We start from the raw sequence: 21,865 nt of genomic DNA, 5'->3' as shown, positions 1-21,865 counted from the left end.
ACAACGAGGCGCCCCCCACGCACCCGCCAGAGCCCACCTACCCTTGCTGCCTTCCGGCCCTGGGGGAGTTCAGCGAGTTAGCGCCGCGTGAGGGGCGACTCCACCTTAACCGATCCCAACCCTCACGAACGAGTTCGCTCCCACCCCGTCCCGTCTTGTAATGTGGCCCGCGGAGGATTCGCCTAGAGGCCTAGGGCGCACGCTTGGAAAGCGTGTTGGGTTCACACCCTCACGAGTTCGAATCTCGTATCCTCCGCACGCCGCCTGACCAGGCAAAACGAAGGGTCCCGCCGATGGCGTCGGCGGGACCTGTCGTTGTCCGCAGTCTCATTTGTAGTCTCAACGGGACGCTTAGGGCTCCTCCTGCCGCCCCTCGTCCGTGCCGTGCGCCACCTCCCAGACGAGCCCGCCGACCGGCTTGGCTACGTCCTTGAGGATGCCGCCGGTGACGTGCTGGTACCGGGCAGCCATCGCGGTCGATGGCCAGCCCATGATCTGCATCACGACCCGTTCCGGCACTCCCAGGATCAGCAAGACCGTGGCGGCGGTGTACCGGGCGTCGTGCAAGCGCCCGTCGCGCACCCCGGCATCGGTGAGCAGTTGCTTCCAGGCGTCGTAGTCCGTGCTTGGCACCAGAGGGCCACCGGTCGGGGAGGTTCCTCGCGGTGCAGCTTCAAGGGCGTCACGAGTTCTTCGGGTTGAGGGGCCCCGCGTGTGCGGGGAGGACTTCGCGCAGGGCCTGCTCCACATCCGCGGCCGGGGTTCACCCCCGCGTGTGCGGGGAGGACACGAGCAGCCTGCTGGAGCACCTGCCGGTGACGGGTTCACCCCCGCGCGTGCGGGGAGGACCATCGCGAGCACTCCGGCACGGCTGACGATTTCGGTTCACCCCCGCGCGTGCGGGGAGGACACTTCGTGACCTGCGACGTTACCGTCGAGATCCGCGCTTTTGCGTCACTTCGGTTGTCAAGGATCGGCGGAAGCGTCCCCGCCCGCGATGTGGTCGCGGCATGGTGATGTCCATGGTGGAAGATGGTAAGGAACTCGACGGGCCCGAGCATACGGATGTCCGGCGGGTGTGGGGGAAGGCAGGGCGGGGTGAGAAGCCGCATCCGTTGATCTGCCACGCCATCGACACTGCTGCAGTCGCCGAGGAGTTGCTGGGGCGTCTGCTGGGGCGGCAGTTGCGCGACCGGCTCGTCGCCTCGTTCGTACCGTTGGGCGATGCACGGTCTTGGATTGCGTTCCTCTGTGGGCTACACGATGCGGGGAAATGCTCGCCCGCCTTTCAGGGCCTGCGGTCCGACATCGCCGCCAAACTCCTCGACCCCGCCCTGGCGCGGGCAGTGCTACGAACCCGCCGACATCTGACGCCGGGGCTGCGATCCGACGTTCCGCACGGCGTCATCACCGCGTCGCGCGTCGAGTCCACACTCCGTGAGTGGGGCGCGACTCCAGAGACTTCAATGACCGTTGCTCGGGTGCTCGGCGGGCACCACGGCACCGTTCCCCGACTGGCCACTGTGCGCGCCGCCGGCCGCAATCGCAACGGCGGCGGGGGCAAGAACTGGGCCGAGGTGCACGGTCGCCTGGTCGAGGAGTTTCGCCTCGCGTGGAGGCTGCCGGACCCGCGGACGCTGCCATGGCGTGAGGTGGAACTTGATTCCCAGGCCGCGCTCGCGCTCGCCGCGTTGACAACCGTGAGCGACTGGCTGGCCTCTGATCGCGCGCCGGCCGACTACGCGGAGCTGGACGTCGATCTGGACGAGTACACCGCCGTCGCCCGCAGGGCAGAGGGTTGCAAGGTCGAGCGGCTGCGTTGGGAGCGGTGGGTGCCCCCGGCAGACACCACATTCCGTGCGCTCTTCCCTCACCAACAGGCACCGCGTGCGATTCAGGAGGTGGTGGAGAGCGTCACCATGGCCGCTGACGGCCCGGGTGTCCTCGTCATCTCGGCACCGACCGGCGAGGGCAAGACCCAGGCGGCGTTGCAGGCCGCCGCGACGCTGGCTGGAGTCGCGGAGTCGAATGGCTTCTTCGTCGCCATGCCGTCGCGGGTGAGCAGCAACCAGGCGTTCGATGTGGCCGATCAGCTACTCGTCTCACTGGGTGAGCCGTATCGATTGGAGTTGCTGCACAGTAACGCGGCGGAGTATCTGGCGGCCCGTCGTGCCGACGCGCCAAAGCCCTATCGGCCCGATCCGAAAAATGTGGACGAAGAGGACTTCGCCATCGATGAGGAGGAGGCAGACGGCGGAGACGGGCCGGGCAGTCGGCGCGCACGTAGTTGGTTTGCCGGCAAGCGTGGGCTGCTTGCGCCGCTCGGCGTCGGCACGGTTGACCAGGCTCTGATGGGTGCTATCCGATCGCTGCACGTGTTCGTCCGGCTTGTGGGCCTGTCCGGCAAGGTCGTCATCTTCGATGAGGTGCACGGCTACGACCTGCACATGTCCACGCTGATGGAGCGTCTGATGGAGTGGCTGGGGGCGCTGCGCGTCCCGGTCGTGCTGCTGTCGGCGACTCTCCCGGCGCACAAGGAGAGGCGCCTGGTCGCGAGTTGGCGAGCTGGAGCGCTCGGTACGCCCGTGCATCGACTGCTGGCGACCGCGGATGACTCCGCACCGTCGACGTGTCCATATCCGCGGGTGGTGTGGGCGGGCGCCGACGTCGATCAGCCAGTGCTGCCGAGGCCGGTCGATGCCTCTGATCTCAACCGCGGTCGAGTGATCGAGCTGGTGCACAAGCTCGACGCGGTGGAGGCGGCCCAGTGGGCCGTCGATCAGGCCATGCAGGGGCTGTGTGTGGCGATTGTCCACAATGTTGTCCGACATGCCCGGAAGGCCGCCGCCGACGTGGCCAGGTTTATCTCCGCCCTGGGCCTTACCTATGAGGAACGCCCCGAGGTCCTCCTGATCCACGGCCAGCTGACAGCCGGCGACCGGGCCTCGGTCGAGGCATCGATCCGGCAGAAGTTCGGCAAGCCCGGTGACCCTGGCGTCGGTGCCCGTCCGAAGCGCGCTGTTGTCATTGGCACCCAGATCCTGGAGGAGAGCCTGGATGTCGACTTCGACGCCATGGTCAGCGCTGTGGCACCCGTCGACAGCCTTATCCAGCGCATCGGTCGACTGCAGCGCCACCACCGTCCAGATCGCCAGCAGCTCCCAATGCGGCTCGCCCTTACAGGCATCACGTACAAGCATCACCCTCGGGTCGGCGGCTGCGAAGTATCGTTCCCCGCCTACACGCGCAGCGTCTACGACGAGGCGGTCCTCGTACGTACCTGGGCCTTGCTCCACGAGAGGGATGAGATCCGCTGCCCGGAGGAGGTGCAGGACTTGGTGGACTTCGTCTACGACCTCAACCGTGATCTAGAGCACCCGAAGGCGTGGAAGTACCAGTGGCGACGTGTCCACGGGACGGCTCATACGTACAAGCGGGAGACGGAGAGCATTCATCCGCGGGCCATCCAGATCCCCTCGCCATTGCCCGGCCTGGATCTGGGGGAGTTGACCGAATACCCCGAGAGCGCGCGCAACACTCGCACCGGCAGCGGTTCCGACACCCGGAAGGACGGCCGGACCGGATGACCTCGCTCGATGACCTGATGGATGACGACGCGAGCACCTACTCCAGACCCAGCGTCACCGTCGCAGTCCTGTTCCGAGACGGTGAGCACGGACCTGTGCTGCCGCAGGCCGGCGGTGCCCCGGTCGATCTCCAAGATCTCTCGGCTGCGGCGGACGTAGGCGTCATCGAGCGGCTGCGTGCCTCGCTGCTGCGGCTTGAGGCCGTGGAGGACGTACCGGCTCGGCTGGTGCTCGCGCTGCGCGACACGGGGGTGCCGCCCTTGTTCCGTAGCTGTGTGTGGCTGCAGCAGGCCCGACCACTGGTCCTGCCGTCCTCCGGGATAGCAGAGATCGCTGGAGTGCGCGTCTCGTACCGGCCTCGGATCGGGCTGATCGTGGACGGTGACGAGACCGGCTGAGGGAGTTTCAGCGAACCCGCCTTTCAGTCGTCGCTGCCTCTGTAAAACTGGGCGTTCGCGTTGGGGTGAGGGAGGGGCCAGCGTGGAGTTCGACCTGTTCACGGAGCCGTGGCTGCCGGTTGTTCAGCACGATGACGGCGCCCTGACCAAGGTCGGGATCTTCGAGGCGCTCGTGCATGCCGGGCGCTACCGCCGGTTGGTCGCCGAGGCTCCACCGGTCACCGCCGCGCTCCACCGCCTGCTGCTGGCCGTCGCCCATCGCGCCTACGGGCCGGCGGACACGGAGGCTTGGCAGCGCTTGTGGTGCTCCGAGAGCGGGTTACCCGAGGACGAGCTGGGCGAGTACGGCACCAAGTGGGCCGGCCGGTTCGACCTGTTCCACCCTGACCACCCCTTCCTGCAGTGCCGCTCCTTGGCGATCCGCAAGGGGGCGGGCACGGACGGCGAAGACATCGACCGGGACTTCAACGGCGTCGCCGAGCTGGTGTCGTACCGCTCCACCGGGAGCAACGCCACGCTGTTCGACCACACTCCGGCCACACGGCGAATCGAGATCCCGGCGGACGAGGCGGCCCGCTGGCTCGTCACGCTCATGGCGTACGACCCCGGCGGCACCAAGACGCCGGTGAGCAAGGAGAGAAAGTCCGAGCGGGGGCCTGCCAACTATTTCGGCTGCACCCTGGTCGAGGGCGCCAACCTGCACCAGACGCTGACGTTGAACCTGGTGCCTTACGCCGTCGGCCGCGCACCCACCGCGATGACCACCGCCAAGGACTCTCCACTGTGGGAGCGCGATGAGCCGAGCAGCCTGGAGCCCTTACCACGGGATCCAGAGGGCTGGACGGACCTGCTCACCTGGCCGTCGCGCCATGCCCTGCTGCGTGCCCGGGATACGGATGCCGGACCCATGGTGTACGAGATCGTCCGTACACCGGGCGCCACACTGGACAAGAAGAAGCTGCCTCTCTACGAGCTGATGGCCGCCTACCGGGCATCCAAGCCGGGGCGCCGTAGTTGGCAGGACCTTAAGCCGGTCAAGCTGGAGCCCCTGCTCGGTGTGTGGCGTCACGCCGTCGAGTTGCTGCTGCGCGATAACGACGGGGACCGCCCCACGACCGCCACCCGTACAGCACAGCGGTCCGGTCGGGCGACTCCGGGAGTGGGCGAGGTCTTCGCCCGTCGACGCCCGGCCGCGCTCACCCACATCGCCGATTCCGTGGCCCGCGAGCTGATTCCGGACCACACCGTCTACACCCTTCGGGTCTTCGGGCAGCAGCTGGGGAAGATGGCCGCCACCGTGGACGCGTGGAAGGAAGAATCCGTCCCAGTACCGGTGGCGCTGTTGCGTGCGCACGACGAGGACCTGGGCGAGCTGATCGGCGGTGCGGTTCAACTGGCCGACTCCCTCGGCAGGGCCCTGCACCTGCTTCAGTTGGAATACCGTTCCAGCTTTGCGCCACCCAAGCGCAAGGGTGAGCGGCGCCCAGAAGAGAAAGCCAGGCTCAGTTTGGAGATCCTCTACTGGCCCCGCCTGGATGCGCCCTTCGGTGACTTTCTGCGCGACCTGGGCGCGGACCTCGGCGACGCGCGACGCCGGCGCGAGTGCTGCGAGCAATGGCTACAGACTGTGCTGGGGCTGGCGGACCGGGCCGCTGAGCAGTGGATGACTGCACAGCTGCGCCGCCAACGTGCCTCGGTAGCCGCCGGCGCCGTCCACGCCGCCTATGGCAACCGCCGACGCACGGCCCTGACGACCTTCCGGCGCGCCATGGACGACTGGATCGACGACGCCGACGACGAAGACGGAGAGGCAATCGGATGAGCCCAGATCCCGAAGTCGCGGACGTGCAGAGCGCGCGGCGGGAGTTCGTCGACTGGTTGTACAAGCTGCACCAGAGCATCAACGGGGGAAACGAGTTCGCGCAGCAGCAAGCCCGCGCCCGACTGGCCGTACTGCGCCGGTGCTTCTCCGGGCCAGTCCGTGAGGCGTATGCGTACCAGATCATCTACGACCTCAATCCACCGCTTGGCGAGGAGAAGGTCTGGCTGGAAGTGGCCGGGCTGTACGCGCTCTCGCCCCAGCCTCGGCCCGCACCCGGCCGTTACGCGCGCACCATCGGGCGGGCCATGGGCGAACTCGCCCGGGAGCGGGGAGAGGACGCTGTGCTGCGGCGCTTCGTGCACCTGGTGTCTGTCGATGGTCCAGCGCTACATCACTACTTGCGCCAAAGCATCCAGCTGCTGCGCACCAAGGGCATCACCTACGACATCGCACGGCTCCTCGACGACCTGACGGTCCTGATGAACCCGGACCCGCGCGGCTGGCTGGCAGACCGTCGCCAGCAGATCCGCCTGGCCTGGTCCCGTGACTACCACTACGCCAAGTCCTCGGGCCCGAATTCTCCGCCAGAGCCCTCATCCGAGCCGACCCCCACTACCTGAACCGGAGTGTCCACGTGCTGATCGAGCTTCATGTGCTGCAGTCCTTCCCCGTCAGCAACCTGAACCGGGACGACCTCGGCCAGCCCAAGACGGCCACCTTCGGTGGGCACCTGCGCGCCCGGATCTCCAGCCAGGCGCAGAAGGCAGCGGCGCGGAAACTCTTCACCAGTCACGGCCTCGATGGCTCCGAACTCGGATGGCGTACCAAGCGGCTGTGCGACGCAACCAAGCCGCTGCTGATGAAGCAGAAGAAGTGCGACGAGAACGTCGCGTTGCTCGTCGCCGCGCACGCACTGACCAGCATGAGGGCCGGCACCGAACCCAACGGGCTGACTCAATACCTGCTGTTCGTCGACAAGGGCGCAGCTCAACGACTCGCCGACTACTGCACGAAACAGTGGACGCAGCTGAAGAAGAAGGCCGACGCGACGATTGCGAGCCTTGAAGAGAAGAAAGAAAAGGCCGGTAAGAAGAAGACCGGTGACAAAGACGACAACGAGGGCACGGCGACCAAGCTGGTGGCCACGAAGCCGAAAACACTCACAGACGCGGCGAAGGAGGCCGCCCTGGACATCTTCCGGGGGCAGGTAACCACCGCCGCGGACATCGCGCTCTTCGGCCGTATGCTCGCCGACAACACCGACTTCAACATCGACGCCGCCTGCCAGGTTGCCCACGCGCTGTCCACCCACACGGTCGCGAACGAGTTCGACTACTACACCGCGATGGATCACTACAAGGAAGACGCGGGGCCGGGCGCCGACATGATCGGCACTGTCGACTTCAACGCCGCCTGCTACTACCGCTACGCCAACCTCAACCTCTGCCAGCTCCGCGAGAACGTCGCCGGCACAAGCGACGACGCCGACCTGATCAGCCGTGCCACACGCGCTTGGCTCCAGTCCTTCATCCGCGCCATCCCCACCGGCAAGCAGAACACCATGGCAGCCTCCACCCCTGTCGGCGCCGTACTCGGTGTGGTCCGCACCCACAGCTCCTGGAACCTCGCCAACGCCTTTCTCCGCCCCGTGGCCGGCGTGCCCGACATCATGACCGAGTCCGGGGAACGCCTGGCCCACCACTTCGAGCAGGTCCGCACCTTCTACGGCGACGAGGAACTCACGCACAGCGCCTACGCCTCCATCGACGCCACCCTGCCGGACATCACCGACGCCCAGCATGCCGACTCGATCAACGAGCTTGTCACCAGCCTCGCCACCGCCGCGGGAGCCAGCCGGTGACGTCCCAGCAGCCCACCTCCCTGGTGCTGTGTCTGGACGCGCCGATGCAGTCCTGGGGCATCCGCTCCCGCTTCGCGCGGCGCGACACCTCAGCCGAGCCCACCAAGTCCGGCATCGTCGGGTTGCTGGGCGCCGCCTCCGGAGTACGTCGCGACGACACCGAACGCATCTCGCAGCTCGCCCGGCTGCGCATGGGGGTGCGCGTGGAACGCGAGGGCGTCCTGGAGGAGGATTACCAGACCGCGCGCGGCGTGGTGAACACCGACGGCAAGAAACCCAGGACGATCCTCAGCCGCCGCTACTACCTCGCCCACGCGCTCTTCCTGGTCGTACTCGAAGGCGAACCCGACCTGATCAACAGCCTGGACGCCCAACTACGGCGTCCAGAGTGGCCGCTGTTCTTCGGCCGCAAGGCGTTCCTCCCGGCCCGGCCGATCGTTCCCCCGCCAACCGGCGGCCCTGCGCAGCTAAGCGAGCCGATGGAGGCCGTCCTGACGCAGCACCCATGGCTGGAGGACGGCAAGCCGCAACGTGAACGCGCACGGCGAGCGCTGGAGCGCGGAGAAGAGGTCTGGTTGCGGACCATCACCGACCTGCCGCGTGATACGAACAACACCGAGGCGGCGTCGGCCGCGGCGCGCGCGGAACTGCGCTATGACCACCCGGTCTCTTTCGAGCACCACAACCGGCGCTACGAGCCACGCGCCGTCCTCGAAGGCCATGTGCCCCTCACCAACGAGCTGCTGACACCCGCTTCGGCGCCGCCACTCGCCTGACAACGGATCGCCCGCCCCAATGGAGAGCCATGTCCTCGCCCTTCTGGCTGACCCGCATCACCCCGCGCCTCGACCGCGCCGACGTGCTGCGCGACCTCGCCGACGCCGGTGGTCTCCACCGCCGCGTCATGTCCCTGTTCCCCGATGATCTCGGCGAACAGCCACGCCGTTCCGGTGGCGTGCTCTTCCGCGTCGAATCCGCAGGCGCGGGGATGCGAGTACTTATCCAGAGCAGCCAGCGCCCCGACGTCTCGGCGCTACCGGACGGCTACGGGGACGTAGGAGTGATCGGCATGAAGGGCCTGCTGGACTCCCTCACAAACGGCATGCGAGTGCGCTACCGCCTCACGGCCAACCCCTCGAAGCAGTACGCCCGCGGCCACACCGGGCCGGGCAGGCCCGGGCAGCGGGTCGCCCTCCACGGGGAGCAGGCCGAGGAATGGTGGCTCAGCCGCGCAGGCAAGGCCGGCCTGGCGCTGGAGACCATGGTCATGATCCCCCGCCCGGACGCCACGGATAGCGGCCATCGGATCAAAGGACGGGGAATGCGGCACGCCGTAGCGCAGTTCGACGGCACAGCGACAGTAGTGGACGCTGCGACGCTCCAGGACGCCATCGTGAACGGCGTGGGACGAGGAAAGGCATTCGGATGCGGAATGCTGAGCATCCTCCCACTCCGGACCGAGACGGGTATTAGTCAAGAACAGGCAAAGGCGGGATGAAACTGCAGAACAGGAAGGATGCTCCCCGCACACGCGGGGGTGATCCGTTCCCGGCCGAGCGTTACGAGGCGCTGCGCGGATGCTCCCCGCACACGCGGGGGTGATCCGGTGGCGTGGACCGAGTGCGGCACCGAAGCCACGTGCTCCCCGCACACGCGGGGGTGATCCGATGATGCAGCGCGAGCACGCGGGTAGCTGCACGTGCTCCCCCCACACGCGGGGGTGATCCGAGCAGGTCGACGCCCCGTATCCGACGCTGGTCGTGCTCCCCGCATACGCGGGGGTGATCCGTTGACGCCCACCGGCAGCACTGGGAACTGCTTGTGCTCCCCGCACACGCGGGGGTGAACCGTCCTCACCACCGCGCCGCTCCAGCGCCTCGCCGTGCTCCCCGCATACGCGGGGGTAAACCGTCGACCGGACTGGCCATCCCGACCGCCGAGGAGTGCTCCCCGCACCCGCGGGGGTGAACCCACCCTGCTGACCACTCCGACGCCGGATGAGTTGTGCTCCCCGCACCGCGGGGGTTGTAGACTCGCATTTCCGGTGACTCTTTCTCACTGACGGTGGCCTCTGCCCGGCCCAAGGGACAGGGCCATGAGACGTATTTCTGTTCTGTCGCATTCAGGCTGCCGGATTCTCACGATGCCGTTGTGAACGCTTCCGCGGCTGTGAGTGGGGTTTTCCCAGGATTTGGCCACTGTGGCAATGAGTACCTCGTGACGTCGCGTTCACGGGCGAGGCTCGTCAGCGTGCGTTGCTTCTCGCCGTACTCGCGACCGGCATCGACGTCACGACGCACGAACCCCCGTTACGTGATCGAGGGTGAGAACCGCCCACTCGTGCCCGGCGGCATCTGCTTCTCCGTCTCGCCAAGAATCTACCTGCAGGGCCGGTTCGGCGCACGTATCGAGTCGACGTCATCGTGACGATGACCGAGAATGGCGGGCGCTGGCTGAGCAACACGGCTCGAGAGTTGGCCGTCGCCGAGTGCCGCCCCAACTCGACGCCATTCAGGGTTGTTGTGCGCGAAAGACCTCTCGCGTGCCGGTCGCGGAGCTAGCCTTGGTCCCCATGAGCGAGAGCGAGGCGTCGCCCGCACAAGCCCCGGAGCCGCCGGTCGGGGGTCGCCCTCGGCCTACCGTGCGCGCGGTGGTACGCGCCGTCGTCGCGCAGACCGCGCCGGAGGAACTTCCGCTGCTTGACGCGGTGTTGGAACGCTGCCCGGACGACGGTGACGGACTCCGTCTGCTGAGCCGGAACAGGTGCCGCCACGACCCGCTCAGCTTCGGACTCGAGTATCTCGTCCCGTTGGTGGCGCCTGTGGTCTGGGCCGCTCTCGACCAGATGGTCAGGAAGGGGGTGGACGGTGTGATGCCGCGCTTCGGCCCCGCGGTGCGTCGGTGGCTTCCCTGGCGCAGGGCCACGACCCCCACCGTTCCCGAGCTGACGCCGGTCCAGGTGGCCGCCGTGCGCGACAAAGTGCGTGTCCGCGCCGAGGCGGTCGGGATGGACGCCGAACGCGCCCAGGCCCTCGCGGACAGTGTTGCGGTGGAGTTGCTGCTGCCGCCGCCCTCATCGGAATGAGCCGGCTCACGGGGGACGAGCCCACCCGCGGGCACGTGGAGGAAGAGCGGGACGAAGACGCCGTCCACGTCGACACGCGCGTCGTGAACGCGGGCACGACGCTGCGTTTCGTGCTGCTCCTGCTGCTCATCGTGGCCAGCAGTGTGTCCTTTCTCTATGATCTGACGCCGTACGACGACGGGTTTTCGGGGGGCCGCGAGGCGCTGTGCGTCGGCGCCGGGGGCATCGAGAACATGAGCGGTGTCCTGGCGGCCGTACCGCCGGACCGCACCATGAGCGCGATCGCCGCATGTGCGGCGGACGTCCACGACGCTGCGTTGCGCTGGACGGTCGGCACCACCGCGGCCGTGCTGCTGATCGCCTTCGTGACGTACTGGGCGACTCCCCGCTGGCGCCGGCACCGCAGGCGCCTGGTGCCGCTCGCCGAATACGCCGCCGAGGGGGGCGCCGATGCCGGTGGCCTGAGCGCCGAGTTGGCAGAACTCGTCGCCGCCGCACAGCTGTCAACGCCGCCTGAGTTCGTCGTGGACACGGTGTCGACGGCCGTGGACGCCGTGGTGTTCGGCCGCATGGGGCGGTACACCGTGTGCCTGCACGGGGGCTTGCTTGTGCAGCGTGCCACCGACCCGGAGGGGTTCCGGGCCGTGGTGCTGCACGAGCTGGCGCACATCCGCAATCGCGATGTGGACATCACCTACGCGGGCGTCGCCCTGTGGCGCGCATTCCTTGCGGCGGTGCTCCTTCCCTACGCGGTGGTGAGCCTCCTCCCGGCCCCGTCGCCGGCCGGCGTCAGCGTGTGGCGGCAGCCGTGGCAGGGAACCGTGCAGGACCTGGTCAGAGCGGCAGTGCTGGCCGGTCTGGTCTATTTGGCGCGCGCCGACGTGCTGCGCACCCGGGAGACATACGCGGACGCGGACGCGCTGAGGCACATCGCGCGCCTGCCCGGCCTCGGCGGGCGACCCGACGACGGACGGGCGCAGGACGGTCGTGACGCGAGCCGGAAGTGGTCCATTCGACAGCTCGACGCGTTTCTACGGCTGTGGCGCACGCACCCGCGGTGGGATGAGCGCTTACGGATGGCCGAGGACCCGTCGGGCCTGTTCGCCGTCACACCCCTGCCCATGTTCCTGGCCGGCGCGGCGGCGGTCCTGGTGGCCGACCAGCTAGGTGTGCTCAGCATCGGCGCGCTCAGAACATCGATGCAGATCGTCCCGTGGCTGGCCGCGGTCCTGGTTGCCGGTATCGCCGCAAACGCGATGTGGCGGGCGGTCGCGTATGCGGCGGTCACAGGCCGGGATTCGCCCTCCGGGCTGGGCGCGGGATTAGCGCTCGGGGCAGGCATCGTGCTCGGTCAACTGGTCACATCCCAGGAGACGAGCACCCAGTTGCTGCCGCCGCGGCCGGCGGGGCTGCTTCTGATCGTGCCGGTCATGGCGGCACTGCTGTGGTGGAATGCACAGTGCGCCGACCTGTGGGTGCACTCCAGCCGCGGGCGCTCGGTGCTGCCGGGTCACTTGGCCGGGCTTGCGGCGACCACTTGCGTGTTCGGCGCGTGGTTCACCAAATGGGATACGGTCCTGGGCCCTCATGTGACCGGCTCCCTGCCCGTACGGCAGCTGGCGGCATCCATTACAGGGATCGACGCCGCAGCGTGGGACGAGCGGGCGCCGGACTGGCTCCTGCGGTGGCTGGTGGTGAGCCAGCACGTGGCCACGCACCGGCTGATCTACGTCAGCACATGCGTTCTGTGGGTGTTCGCGCTGCTTGCGTGGACCCGGCGCCCACCCTCGGGCATCCCGGTGTGGAGACTCCGAGCCGTTGGTTCGGGGGACGAGACCGCGAGGATGTGGAACTGGACCATGCCGTCGCTGCGTCCCGTGGTCGCGGCGGCAGTAGTCGGCGGCCTGCTGAGCGGTACCGGGGCAGTGCTCGGCGCACTTCTCATGAAACCGCCCGATGCGACGGCGCGGCCGATCCTCCCCTTGTGGCAGTGGCTGGCCACCGTGTGGATGGAGGTCCTGCTGTGCGCCGGTGTGGTCGTGACGGCGGTCGTCACCTGCCTGGTGGTGGGCCGCCAGCGCTTCGTCCGGGCCCTCATTGCGGCAGCCGGTGCCGGTCTCGTGGCCCTCACCTGCGTGTTCGCGCTGCTCAACGCCGACGGTTGCGGTGTGCCGCTCGGTGTCACCACAGAGTCATGCCAGTGGCACCCGGACGCCGCCTGGCAGTTCATGCCCCCGCTGGTCGCGACCACCCTGGGGATCGGCGTTCTGCTCGCGGCCCTGGCGATCGTGCTGACCCACGCTGCCGTTCTCGCGCTCGGCGCGGCAGGACCGAAGCGTATCCGGACACTGACAGGGACCCGGATGGACCGGCGGCCCTCGTCTTCCCCACGCCTGCTCGGGCGCAGAGTGGGTGTGGTGGTGGCATGCACCGCACTCGCGACCCTGTCCCTCAGCTTCGACACTGAGACCTCCCAGCAGATCGTGGCAGTGCCCCGACCGACGCCTGAAGAAGCCGATTTCCGTGTCGCCGCGTGGAAGGCGGTGGGGGGCGTGGAACAGCTGAAGGTACTGCTGTCCGATCACGACGACTACGCGGTGGCGGCGACCAAGTTCGGCGGCCTGACATCGAGGACACACCTGGACAAGCTGCGCACGACGTGCTCCCGCATGAGACGCCACACGGATACAGCTGAGCGGTTCCTACCCGTTCCTCACCCACAGCTGCAGAAGGACTGGGACGCGGCCCTGACCCGCACCGCACGTGCGGCCGACGCCTGCCTGCAGTCCCTGGATCCCTGGGACATGGGCCGATTCAATGCGGCGGTCACCGACATCAACGCGGCCAGCATCTCAGCTCGCGCCGTCACCATCGCCCTGATCAAACACCGCGAAACGTCCGAGTGGTACAGCACCAAAGGCGGCGCTCCTCTGCGCCGTCCAGGGCAACCCCCCGCCATTCGACTCGCGGGCCCGCTGAGCGGCGGCGCCACCCTCCATCCCTGCACCGTACTGACCGACGACGACGTCAGCACCATCGGCCTCAGCCCCGGAGCCGAAACGGCCGCCGACGAGCACGCGCGGAAGTGCCAGTGGCTCACCGAGTACGGGCTCGTCACCTTCGAGCCCCACGCCTGGGGAGACGGGACCCACAATGCGGAACGCGACCGCGGGGAAGAGCCCCTACGGGTCGGCGGACGCCGTGCCCTACAAGTGCCCGCCCGCCGCGCCTGCTTCACCCTCGTCTCAGTGCCGCATGACCAGTCCTTCACAGTCAAGGTCACACCTACAGGCTCCGGCACCACACAGCAGTCATGCACGGCAGGGGCCGCGCTCGCCACCGTCATCCTCCACGGCCTGCCGACGGATGACAGATGACCGGTGAACTCATTCAAATTCCCCTGGAGGTCTCCACGATGCGCCGTCACCTGACGCCGCTCCTCGCCCTGCTGTTGGCAACATCCGCGTGCAGCGGCACCGCCGCAGAACCCAAGGACCATGCGAAGCCGGCGAAGCCACGCCCCAGCAACGCGGTCAACGCCGAACTCGCCTCATGGATGGCCGACTTATGCACCGCGGACAAGCCGATGGAGGCCGTCTCCCTTTCGAATATGATCGCCCCGGTGATCACCAAGAACACCACCGAAGCGGACCGAAAGCCCATCCAGGCATTCCTCAGGAAAACGCTCAACAACGTCGGAAGGACCAGAAAGGGACTGGCGGCAATGGACCAAGCGCCGACGGCAGCCGGAAGGAAGCTACTGAACAGCTACCGCAAGGACATCGACAAGCTGTACTCCAAGCTCTTCGAGTACACGGAGAACGCCGAGTGGATTGGTGCGGAGACGCTCCATGCCCCGTACACCCTCGCCCGCCTCGAGTTGGTGACCTTCCACGGGATGCCTTTCCAGGAGGACGCCGCGCTCACCGCCGCTTTCCGCCGTGCCCCGGAGTGCCGGTGGGGCAGCCCATGACGGTCAGGGTTGCGGTCCGCGACCATCAGGAGCGCCACCGCCCCCAGCGGGAACCGGAGCCAACCTGACACCGCAGGGGCGAAGGGCTCCCAGACCGTCAGGAATGCCTCTTCGTTCCCACCCACCGGGACTTGGCTTCGGTGCACCCCCCCTCGGCCGGGAGATACGCCGACTACGCGGCCTTGCAGAACTCACCGAACGGGCGGACGCAATCTGTTTGAACTTCGGCCAGCGCCGGCACGGCATCGAGGCGGCCGTATCCGCCCGTCGCGGTGTGCGCGAACGGTAGTGGGTGGCCTGTCAACACGCGGGAAGCGGTGATGAGCCTGAGCAGCATTCCTCATGGCTCCGGCCGAGGACAGCCGTCGAAGCCAAGGAAAGACCGACCCCAACCGGTAGAGACCATCGCATGCCAGCAGACAGGACGGTAGCTCAAGGGACAAGATCGTGAGACGGAACAGCCGTGGCCCACGAATGAGACGATCGAGAAGTCCCAGGCGGGCCCGCTGGAATGGGACACTCCGATTGAGGACCTACAGGGGCGAACCGCCCCTCGTCTTTCGCACCGTGGCGCAACGAGTGTGCTCCCCGCACACGCAGGGGTGAACCAAGGGCCGTGTAGTCGTTGGTGCTGAACTTGGCATGCTCCCCGCGCACGCGGGGGTGAACCGGTCGCGGCGAACCTTGCGTTGGAGATGCTGCAGTACTCCCCGCACACGCGGGGGTGAACCGCGGACGTTGTAGGCCGGCAGGGGCCGCAGGAGGTGCTCCCCGCACGCGCGGGGTGAACCGCAGGCCGCGGAGCAGACTGGCGAGGCTGGGTGCTCCCACCGCCGCGGTGACCATCACCCGCCTCGACCTTGGTGGGCAAGTGAGCGGCACCGGGTGACGCGGACACCGGTCCGCGTCACCCGGTGCCTGTAAAGACGATGGTGAACCAAGGCAGGTGCTGCTCAACCCGTCCGGCCACGGACCGGATGGTGAGGCCGAAAACGCCGGACAAACTGGCGAACCCGGCGAACTGCGCGGCAGTGGCGGTCAGCGGCGAAGAGGCGTAGCACCGAACGGCGACAGGTTTTGCCTCGGTCAAGGCGGTCCGCCTGGTTGCAGTTCTGGTGGCATTCACGTCAGTCCACCGCCGTCCGACACTCTGCCCCAGGCCCGCTCAGCCACAGGTCAGAACCCCGCCGCCCACCCCGGACGCACACACGGCGAATTGGAAAGCGTGTTGGGTTCACACCCTCACGAGTTCGAATCTCGTATCCTCCGCACCCCGCCTGACCAGGCAAAACGAAGGGCTCTGCTGTTCTTCAGCAGGGCCCTTCGTCGTGGCTCTCCGCTCTCGTTGTCCTGGTTTTTGTCCACAGAGGGTGTTTCGGGTGGTCCCCGGATGGCGCGGGCGATCTTCTGGGCGACGTCCTTGCGCATAGCATCCGGCACGTGCAGGTACCGCGCCCGCATGCGCGCGGATGTACCCGGGCTCCCACCCCATGATCATGTCGATGACACGATCCGGCACGCCAAGGAGCATCAGCACCGTGGCCACGGTGTGCCGGGCGTTGTGCAGCCGGCCGTTCCGGACCCCATCCCCCTTGATTGTCATGCTGTGCGAGCGTCAGAACGAGTACGGGTGCGCGAGATCGATGACGACGAGGGGCAGCGCCTGGTGAGGATCATCCGTGGAGGCAGCGGGTCGTGGTGACCTGACGGCGAGCGGGGGAACTGCGGATCGCGATCGCGACTTGGATCGGGCGCACCTACTACCGGCGTCGACGTCAGAGACGCGTGGCCCGTTTGGCCCCGTCGAGTACGAGACCATCATGACCCCAACCGCAGCCCTGGCTGCGTAAACCCCTCTGCCACCTGATCACGCAGCAGTCCCCACCTTGTGTCTCGACGCTCGCATGCCTGGCGGCTTCAGAGAGCACATCAGAGATGGGTGGGGTGGGTGGGGGAACTGTGCATCCAGGCGATGTCGAACTGCTGAAGGGCGATGGTGTACAAGAGGCTCGGTGCCCGGACGTACAGGCAAGGCGTGTTCCTGCCGTGTGTGGAGCTGCTGTAGAAGGTCAGGAAGGCGGCATGGTCCGTTGCGATCACACGGCAGGTGTTGGGAAGGTTGAACTCGCGGAGTTCGACATTGCTCCGCGAGGACGTGACGTGGGCGAGGTAGTCCACGTTCGTCCGCACCTGGCTCCTAAGCAGGTCAGGAGTGTAACCGGGATCGAACCGCTCGATGTCATGCGAGCGTCGATCGAGCCAGGAGTCTCCTCGGGCCTGGGAGTCGGGTAGTAGGACCTGGACGGAGTCGGGTGCCAATTCCCCGGACCACACAGGGGAGAATGCCTCGCGGGTGAGTACGTTTCCGCGTCCTGACAACACCTTGATCCAGCGGGCACGGCGGAGGTCACGTGCGATGTCCTGTTCGGCGGACGATTGCTGGCGGTAGACGCGGCGGAGGCCGGTGCCGGTGAACGAGGAGCAGGCGGCGATCAGCCACCACTGCGGGCGTGAGCTGCGGAGGAGGCCGAACCCGAGGGCGATCGCGCTGGCTATCAGTGAACTGCCTATCCCGAGGAGGAAGGGGGTCATCCGAACCATCTCCTGTGACTGCGTGGCATCACCCGTCAGGACTGCGGTGAGCAGATGAAGGGAAGGAGTTCCCGCAAGACGTGCGCGGCGTTCCGGGCCGCGAGTTCGTGATATTCGTGACCCTTCTTCTCATCGGCGTTGTCAGACACCCCCCTGATAACGATCCAGCCGGGGTTCTCCGCACCGTGGACGGAGTGCTCCTGCCAGTACTGGCTGAGCCCTCCGGCTTCCATGTCCACGGCCAGGACCTTCTCGTGGTAGCCCTTGAGGTAGTGTCGGATCTCGCTGTCCCGGTCCGCGATGACGGCCTCGCCCGACCCGATCAGTCCCGGGTAGACGTCGAATTCCTCCGGGGCGCGCGAGCGGAGTCGTCGGCGCAGGTGTGCCGGCATCCCGTTCTCCGCGAAGAAGGCGTTGACGGCGTGGACGACCGGGGCAGGTGCCTGGCGGTGCTCCCCGCGGCGCCGGATGTCACCGTGTGGGTTGATCTTGCGGTTCTCGTAGTAGACGACATCGGTGGAGACGATGACGTTGCCGATGCGTGCACGCTCGGTGTCGATGCCGCCGCCCACGCCGACCATGGCCCACAGACGCGGCGCGTAGTGGCGGTGCAGGTTCTCCAGGGCCGCCATCGCCGACCGCTGGCCCTGGCTCTGGCTCTGGGCGGCCACCACACGAACGGTCGAATCCGGAGTGGTGAGGCTGCCCCGGTAGAAGTAGAGGCCGCCGGGTTCCTTGTGGCGCCGCAGGTCCAACTCGTCTATCACGGCGCGTAATTCATCGCTGAGGATAGTGACTACTCCGATGTCCCACGTGGACGTGGGATCGGAGTCGCTCCTGTCGCCGCCAGCGGCGTCGCCGACGTGAGATGGGGCGGCTCCCCCGAGAACTTTGGCATGTTCTCCGATGGCATTGTTGCTGAAATTATTGTTGCTCCCGTTGCTGATGATGCCTCGGTTGCCGGTCACTGTTTTCCTCCTTCGCTGGAGTTGCCGGAGCCCGCGGGCTGATTCCCCGCGGCGCCGACGTGGGCCGCGTCACCCACCGCATTGTTGTCGAAGCTGTTGTTGTCGCCGAAGTTGAAAATCCCGCTGTTGATGATCTTCAGGGCGCGGTTGGTGAACTCGGATATGTCCACGTCCTTGGTGGACAGGAAGTCACTGGCGGCCCGGAGCAACCTCAGCTCGATCGTCTTCATCTGGCCCAGGATATCGCTCTTTTCCAGCTGCACCTTGGACCACGCCTGACTCGCCTTCTCTCTGATGCTCACCCGGCTTCCTGTCAAGATGTTGCGCCTCGGCTCGCTGGTGAGGTCGCGGGGGAGCACGGCGGCCTTTCCCAGGGCACGCAGGTGACGGACGACCCGCCACGACTTCTGGATCTCCTGTGGCAGCGCACCCAGTTCGCAGAACGCGGACAAGACCACGGCCATGGCGCCTTGCTGACCGAATTCCTCGGTCCGCTGGAAGGAGCGCGGCGTGTGGGCGAGAACGCAGGCCGCCATGAAGATACTCAAGGTCCTTCCCTGGACGCTGACGCGCAGCAGGACGGTCGCAACGAACTCCGAACCCGCCATGGGGGCTGTGACTTCGAGGAAGTGGTGCCGTCTGGCTCCCGGGGTGTTGATGACGGCTCGCAGCTCGGCGTCGTCCAGGGGCAGTGCGAGAAGGGACGGGTCCGCCGCCACGTCGGTCTCGGCCACGTAGACGCGGTCGCGGACTTGGATGGGGAGCCGGACATCCTGGCTGTCGGTGTCGAGCAGTCGCATCGCATCACGCAGGTGGTCGACCAGTTCGTGCGTCTGGAAAGGCGGTTCCCGGTGTTCGAGGTCATGGAGCTGTGCGCCGTCGTCGTCGCTCGGGCGCAACAGCTGGATGTTCATCGGCGGGTTCCACTGATAGACGAGTTCACCGGCCCCGACGAAGGGTGATCTGTCCCCAAAGACGGTGAAGAAGGTGAGACCCTCCTCCTCATCGTCGTCGTCCTCGCTGTGGCGGGGCCGGCGGTAGACCGCGCAGGCGTGCCGCTGCTGAAGGTCCGCCGCCCTCTGCCGGCCGGACAGGCGTGCGGGCCGGAGATTCCGTGCCTGGTGGATGCGGTTGAGCATCAGCTGCCGCGTGGCGCCTACCCCGAGGCACAAGACCGCCGTGCCCGTGGCGACGGCCAGGGCCACCAGCGCCTGGCCCGGATGAGAGACCGCGACGACCGCGCCGGTCGCGGTCACCGAGAGCGCGACGACACGGATACGCCGGAACACGGGCGGCTTCTCGGTCTTCCTCCAGGGAAAGACCAGCCCGAGGAAGTCGCTTTTGATGATCGCGTGTTCCCACTCGCGGCGTTTCGATGTCCTCTTCGGTTGCCGCTTCCGATCGGCTTCCCGCAGCATCCTCGTGACGCGCAGCAGCCAGAGCAGGGCGAGGCCGCACCCGACGAGGACGGCGCACGGCAGGGCGCCGGCCAGGGCCGGGACGGCCACCGCTCCCACCAGAGCCACGCGCAGGACGGTGGACAGCGCCGCGGCCCGCCAGGCGTGGCGCATGACGGGGACGATGTCGAACCCGTAGGAGGGGGCGACCCTCCGGTACGGGGCAGTGCACACCTCGTCGATCACAAGGTCGCGGAATCGTTCGTCGACGTACACGCCCGCGCATAAGTGGCGCGTGGCCGCGGTGGGTTCATCGACCGTTTCCTTGGCCGGCAGTGCATGTGTACTGATCATGCTGTGCCCCTACCTCGCGGGGTTAAGGTCCATGAGACCATAAATGCCCAGGCATCTTTAAGTCAATATGACCTTTAGGGGCTCTGATGAACGACCAGTTGAAGGGCGCCGCCGAGGTGGAGCCGTCGTGGGTCACCGTGGACCTGGCGATCTTCACCGTCAGGAGCGAGCAGTTGATGGTGCTCCTGATCGATCGCGGGCGTCAGCCGTACCTCGGCCGAGCCGCGCTGCCCGGCGGCTACGTCCGGAAGAACGAGACCCTGCGCGCCGGCGCCCTGCGCGAACTACGGGAGGAGGCCGGGATCGACGGCAGCCGGCTTCACCTGGAGCAACTCGGCGCCTACGGGGATCCGCCACGAGACCCAAGAGGACGCGTCGTCACCATCGCCTACCTCGCCCTGGGGCCGGACCTTCCCGTGCCCGTGGGCGGCACCGACGCCGAACGCGCCTACTGGGCCCCGGTGTCGGACATCACGAGCGCCACCATCCGATTGGCGTTCGACCACTCCGACATCATCGCGGACGCCCTGGAGGAGGTCCGCAGGAAGCTGGAGTACACCGCCATCGCGACGGCCTTCTGCGGAGAGTCGTTCGCGTTGAGCGAGCTGCGTAGGATCTACGAGGTGATCTGGGGGCAGCCCCTCGACCCGAGCAACTTTCGCCGCAAAGTGCTCAACACCAAGGGCTTCGTGCGGGCCACCGGGGAACAGCGACTACCACCCACCGGACGCCCAGCCGCCCTCTACCGCCGGGGGGAAGCGTGGCTGCTCAGCCCGCCTTTGCTGCGAAGCAACGGACACGGAGCATAGCCCGCCCACCGCCGGCTTCCTCCCATCCCATTCCCCCGCCAGCTGCGCAAACTGCATCTGCAGACCTGAAAAGGCGAGTGGCGGCCCACAGTTCCGCGATCGCGGCCCGCCGCTGACCATCCTCGGCAGCAAATACATCAGCGATGCCATCGCCAACCGCCCATGAGGACCCCAGATGCGGTTACAGTTTCAGTTGCATTCAACGCTGTCGACCGAAGACTGGCCGCCCCCCGTCCACCCAGGTCAGAAACTGCCGACGGACCCCCTGAACCCTGGAAGCAGCCAATACGGAGACACGCTACAAGCCTGCCGACCGACCCCATGGCGGAAGTTGAGAGTCCTTAACATTGCTAGACAGAGGCAACGTCGTTCAGATTGCCCTCGCTCGCCCCGACCGAGTCGTACTCCTGGCATGGAGCCGTCACCTCGACTTCCCTAGTGTCCTGAGTCGTTAATTCGCTGGCAGTATGCGGTGAGGGTGTCGAGGATCTGGTCGGCGGTCTTGGTCCAGATGAACGGCTTGGGGTCTTTGTTCCACTCGTTGATCCACTGCCGGATGTCGCGCTCCAGCTCGGTGACACTCCGATGCGCGGACCTGCGGAGTTTGCGGTTGGTGAGTTCGGCGAACCAGCGCTCGACGAGGTTCAGCCAGGACGCGGAGGTCGGGGTGAAGTGCAGGTGGAAGCGTGGGTGGCGGATCAGCCACTTCTTCACCGCCTCGGTCTTGTGTGTGGCGTAGTTGTCGAGCACCAGGTGCAGGTCGAGGTCCTTCGGGACCGCGGCGTCGATGGTTTTCAGGAAGCGGAGGAACTCCTGGTGGCGGTGGCGGCGGTAGTGCTGCGCTATGACCGACCCGGAGGCGATGTCCAGGGCCGCGAACAGACTGGTCGTGCCGTGGCGTACGTAATCGTGCGTCACCGTCGCCGGCGTCGTCGGTGCCATGGGCAGCATCGGCTGGGTGCGGTCCAACGCCTGGATCTGCGACTTCTCGTCCACCGCGAGGACCAGGGCGTTCTCCG

The 21,865-nt window shown here is 67.2% G+C and carries 15 protein-coding genes, 1 tRNA gene, 1 other RNA gene, 3 pseudogenes and 1 CRISPR repeat array; of the genes and pseudogenes, 13 read left to right on the top strand and 7 right to left on the bottom strand.

Going from position 1 to position 21,865, the window contains the following annotated elements; genetic code table 11:
- Positions 1-3 precede the first annotated feature (3 nt).
- An RNA gene (gene ffs / locus T328_RS21345) (signal recognition particle sRNA small type) lies at positions 4-100 on the bottom strand.
- Positions 101-171: 71 nt separating this feature from the next.
- Here ffs and T328_RS21340 point away from each other — a divergent pair.
- Positions 172-256, top strand: a tRNA-Ser gene (locus T328_RS21340).
- 95 nt (positions 257-351) lie between these two features.
- On the opposite strand, the pseudogene T328_RS21335 reads toward T328_RS21340, so the two are convergent.
- Positions 352-657: pseudogene (locus tag T328_RS21335) on the bottom strand (tyrosine-type recombinase/integrase); the annotation flags it as partial.
- A 353-nt stretch (positions 658-1,010) separates the two neighbouring features.
- On the opposite strand from T328_RS21335, the gene cas3 reads away from it, so the two are divergent.
- The 11 genes and pseudogenes from cas3 to T328_RS21280 all read left to right on the top strand — a co-directional run bounded on the left by cas3 (position 1,011) and on the right by T328_RS21280 (position 14,726).
- On the top strand, positions 1,011-3,587 hold the full coding sequence (gene cas3 / locus T328_RS21330) for a CRISPR-associated helicase Cas3' (protein ID WP_496497721.1): 2,577 nt from the start codon (positions 1,011-1,013) through the stop codon (positions 3,585-3,587).
- Entirely contained in the window at positions 3,584-3,985 is a 402-nt protein-coding gene (locus T328_RS21325; RefSeq protein ID WP_496497720.1) for a hypothetical protein, read from the top strand. Before cas3 ends, T328_RS21325 begins: the two co-directional genes overlap by 4 nt.
- Positions 3,986-4,067: 82 nt before the next feature.
- Positions 4,068-5,807 carry a type I-E CRISPR-associated protein Cse1/CasA gene (gene casA / locus T328_RS21320; RefSeq protein WP_496497719.1) on the top strand — a complete coding sequence of 580 codons (1,740 nt, stop codon included), beginning with the start codon at positions 4,068-4,070 and terminating at the stop codon, positions 5,805-5,807.
- The gene (gene casB / locus T328_RS21315) at positions 5,804-6,427 is read left to right on the top strand and encodes a type I-E CRISPR-associated protein Cse2/CasB (RefSeq protein ID WP_496497718.1); all 624 of its coding nucleotides are present in this window, start codon (positions 5,804-5,806) and stop codon (positions 6,425-6,427) included. Before casA ends, casB begins: the two co-directional genes overlap by 4 nt.
- 14 nt (positions 6,428-6,441) lie before the next feature.
- On the top strand, positions 6,442-7,668 hold the full coding sequence (gene cas7e / locus T328_RS21310; protein WP_496497717.1) for a type I-E CRISPR-associated protein Cas7/Cse4/CasC: 1,227 nt from the start codon (positions 6,442-6,444) through the stop codon (positions 7,666-7,668).
- Positions 7,665-8,444, top strand: a complete 780-nt coding sequence (cas5e, locus tag T328_RS21305) for a type I-E CRISPR-associated protein Cas5/CasD (protein WP_496497716.1) — start codon at positions 7,665-7,667, stop codon at positions 8,442-8,444. Before cas7e ends, cas5e begins: the two co-directional genes overlap by 4 nt.
- Before the next feature lie 29 nt (positions 8,445-8,473).
- Complete coding sequence (gene cas6e / locus T328_RS21300) at positions 8,474-9,166, top strand: type I-E CRISPR-associated protein Cas6/Cse3/CasE (protein WP_496497715.1); 693 nt, start codon at positions 8,474-8,476, stop codon at positions 9,164-9,166.
- Between the two features lie 19 nt (positions 9,167-9,185).
- Positions 9,186-9,640: direct repeats of the CRISPR family, unit length 28 nt; unit sequence TGCTCCCCGCACACGCGGGGGTGATCCG.
- A 307-nt stretch (positions 9,641-9,947) separates the two neighbouring features.
- Positions 9,948-10,157: pseudogene (locus T328_RS21295) on the top strand (M24 family metallopeptidase); the annotation flags it as partial.
- A gap of 83 nt (positions 10,158-10,240) precedes the next feature.
- Positions 10,241-10,753 (top strand): hypothetical protein, encoded by a 513-nt coding sequence (locus tag T328_RS21290; RefSeq protein WP_496497714.1) that lies wholly within the window; start codon positions 10,241-10,243, stop codon positions 10,751-10,753.
- Positions 10,754-10,788: 35 nt separating this feature from the next.
- Positions 10,789-14,130: a DUF3558 family protein gene (locus tag T328_RS21285; protein ID WP_496497713.1), complete on the top strand. Its 3,342-nt coding sequence runs from the start codon at positions 10,789-10,791 to the stop codon at positions 14,128-14,130.
- On the top strand, positions 14,127-14,726 hold the full coding sequence (locus T328_RS21280) for a hypothetical protein (RefSeq protein ID WP_496497712.1): 600 nt from the start codon (positions 14,127-14,129) through the stop codon (positions 14,724-14,726). The genes T328_RS21285 and T328_RS21280 overlap by 4 nt, the downstream gene beginning before the upstream one ends.
- A gap of 1,242 nt (positions 14,727-15,968) precedes the next feature.
- Here the strand turns inward: T328_RS21280 and T328_RS21275 are convergent.
- The 4 genes and pseudogenes from T328_RS21275 to T328_RS21260 form a co-directional block, all read right to left on the bottom strand.
- Positions 15,969-16,311, bottom strand: a pseudogene (locus T328_RS21275) (hypothetical protein); the annotation flags it as partial.
- A 344-nt stretch (positions 16,312-16,655) separates the two neighbouring features.
- Positions 16,656-17,318, bottom strand: a complete 663-nt coding sequence (locus tag T328_RS21270; protein ID WP_496497711.1) for a hypothetical protein — start codon at positions 17,316-17,318, stop codon at positions 16,656-16,658.
- Between the two features lie 35 nt (positions 17,319-17,353).
- Positions 17,354-18,286: a 5'-methylthioadenosine/S-adenosylhomocysteine nucleosidase family protein gene (locus T328_RS21265; protein ID WP_496497710.1), complete on the bottom strand. Its 933-nt coding sequence runs from the start codon at positions 18,284-18,286 to the stop codon at positions 17,354-17,356.
- Entirely contained in the window at positions 18,283-20,037 is a 1,755-nt protein-coding gene (locus tag T328_RS21260) for an AbeC-like domain-containing protein (protein WP_496497709.1), read from the bottom strand. Before T328_RS21260 ends, T328_RS21265 begins: the two co-directional genes overlap by 4 nt.
- A gap of 86 nt (positions 20,038-20,123) precedes the next feature.
- Here T328_RS21260 and T328_RS21255 point away from each other — a divergent pair, with 86 nt between their 5' ends.
- The gene (locus T328_RS21255; protein WP_496497708.1) at positions 20,124-20,846 is read left to right on the top strand and encodes an NUDIX hydrolase; all 723 of its coding nucleotides are present in this window, start codon (positions 20,124-20,126) and stop codon (positions 20,844-20,846) included.
- 435 nt (positions 20,847-21,281) lie between these two features.
- On the opposite strand, the gene T328_RS21250 is transcribed toward T328_RS21255, so the two are convergent.
- A partial coding sequence (locus T328_RS21250) for an IS630 family transposase (protein WP_496497707.1) occupies positions 21,282-21,865 on the bottom strand: 584 nt, incomplete at its 5' end.

This window comes from Streptomyces sp. CNX435, from assembly GCF_059570575.1.
The sequence above is the reverse complement of the archived record's forward strand: the minus strand, read 5'-3'. Positions and strand labels throughout refer to the sequence as shown.

What these genes read in the sequence shown, in the direction of transcription:
- casB (WP_496497718.1), top strand. Translation starts at nt 5,804, where the DNA reads ATGAGCCCAGATCCCGAAGTCGCGGACGTGCAGAGCGCGCGGCGGGAG.
- cas3 (WP_496497721.1), top strand. Translation starts at nt 1,011, where the DNA reads ATGGTGATGTCCATGGTGGAAGATGGTAAGGAACTCGACGGGCCCGAG.
- T328_RS21290 (WP_496497714.1), top strand. Translation starts at nt 10,241, where the DNA reads ATGAGCGAGAGCGAGGCGTCGCCCGCACAAGCCCCGGAGCCGCCGGTC.
- T328_RS21280 (WP_496497712.1), top strand. Translation starts at nt 14,127, where the DNA reads ATGACCGGTGAACTCATTCAAATTCCCCTGGAGGTCTCCACGATGCGC.
- T328_RS21260 (WP_496497709.1), bottom strand. Translation starts at nt 20,037, where the DNA reads ATGATCAGTACACATGCACTGCCGGCCAAGGAAACGGTCGATGAACCC.
- T328_RS21255 (WP_496497708.1), top strand. Translation starts at nt 20,124, where the DNA reads ATGAACGACCAGTTGAAGGGCGCCGCCGAGGTGGAGCCGTCGTGGGTC.
- cas6e (WP_496497715.1), top strand. Translation starts at nt 8,474, where the DNA reads ATGTCCTCGCCCTTCTGGCTGACCCGCATCACCCCGCGCCTCGACCGC.
- T328_RS21325 (WP_496497720.1), top strand. Translation starts at nt 3,584, where the DNA reads ATGACCTCGCTCGATGACCTGATGGATGACGACGCGAGCACCTACTCC.
- T328_RS21270 (WP_496497711.1), bottom strand. Translation starts at nt 17,318, where the DNA reads ATGACCCCCTTCCTCCTCGGGATAGGCAGTTCACTGATAGCCAGCGCG.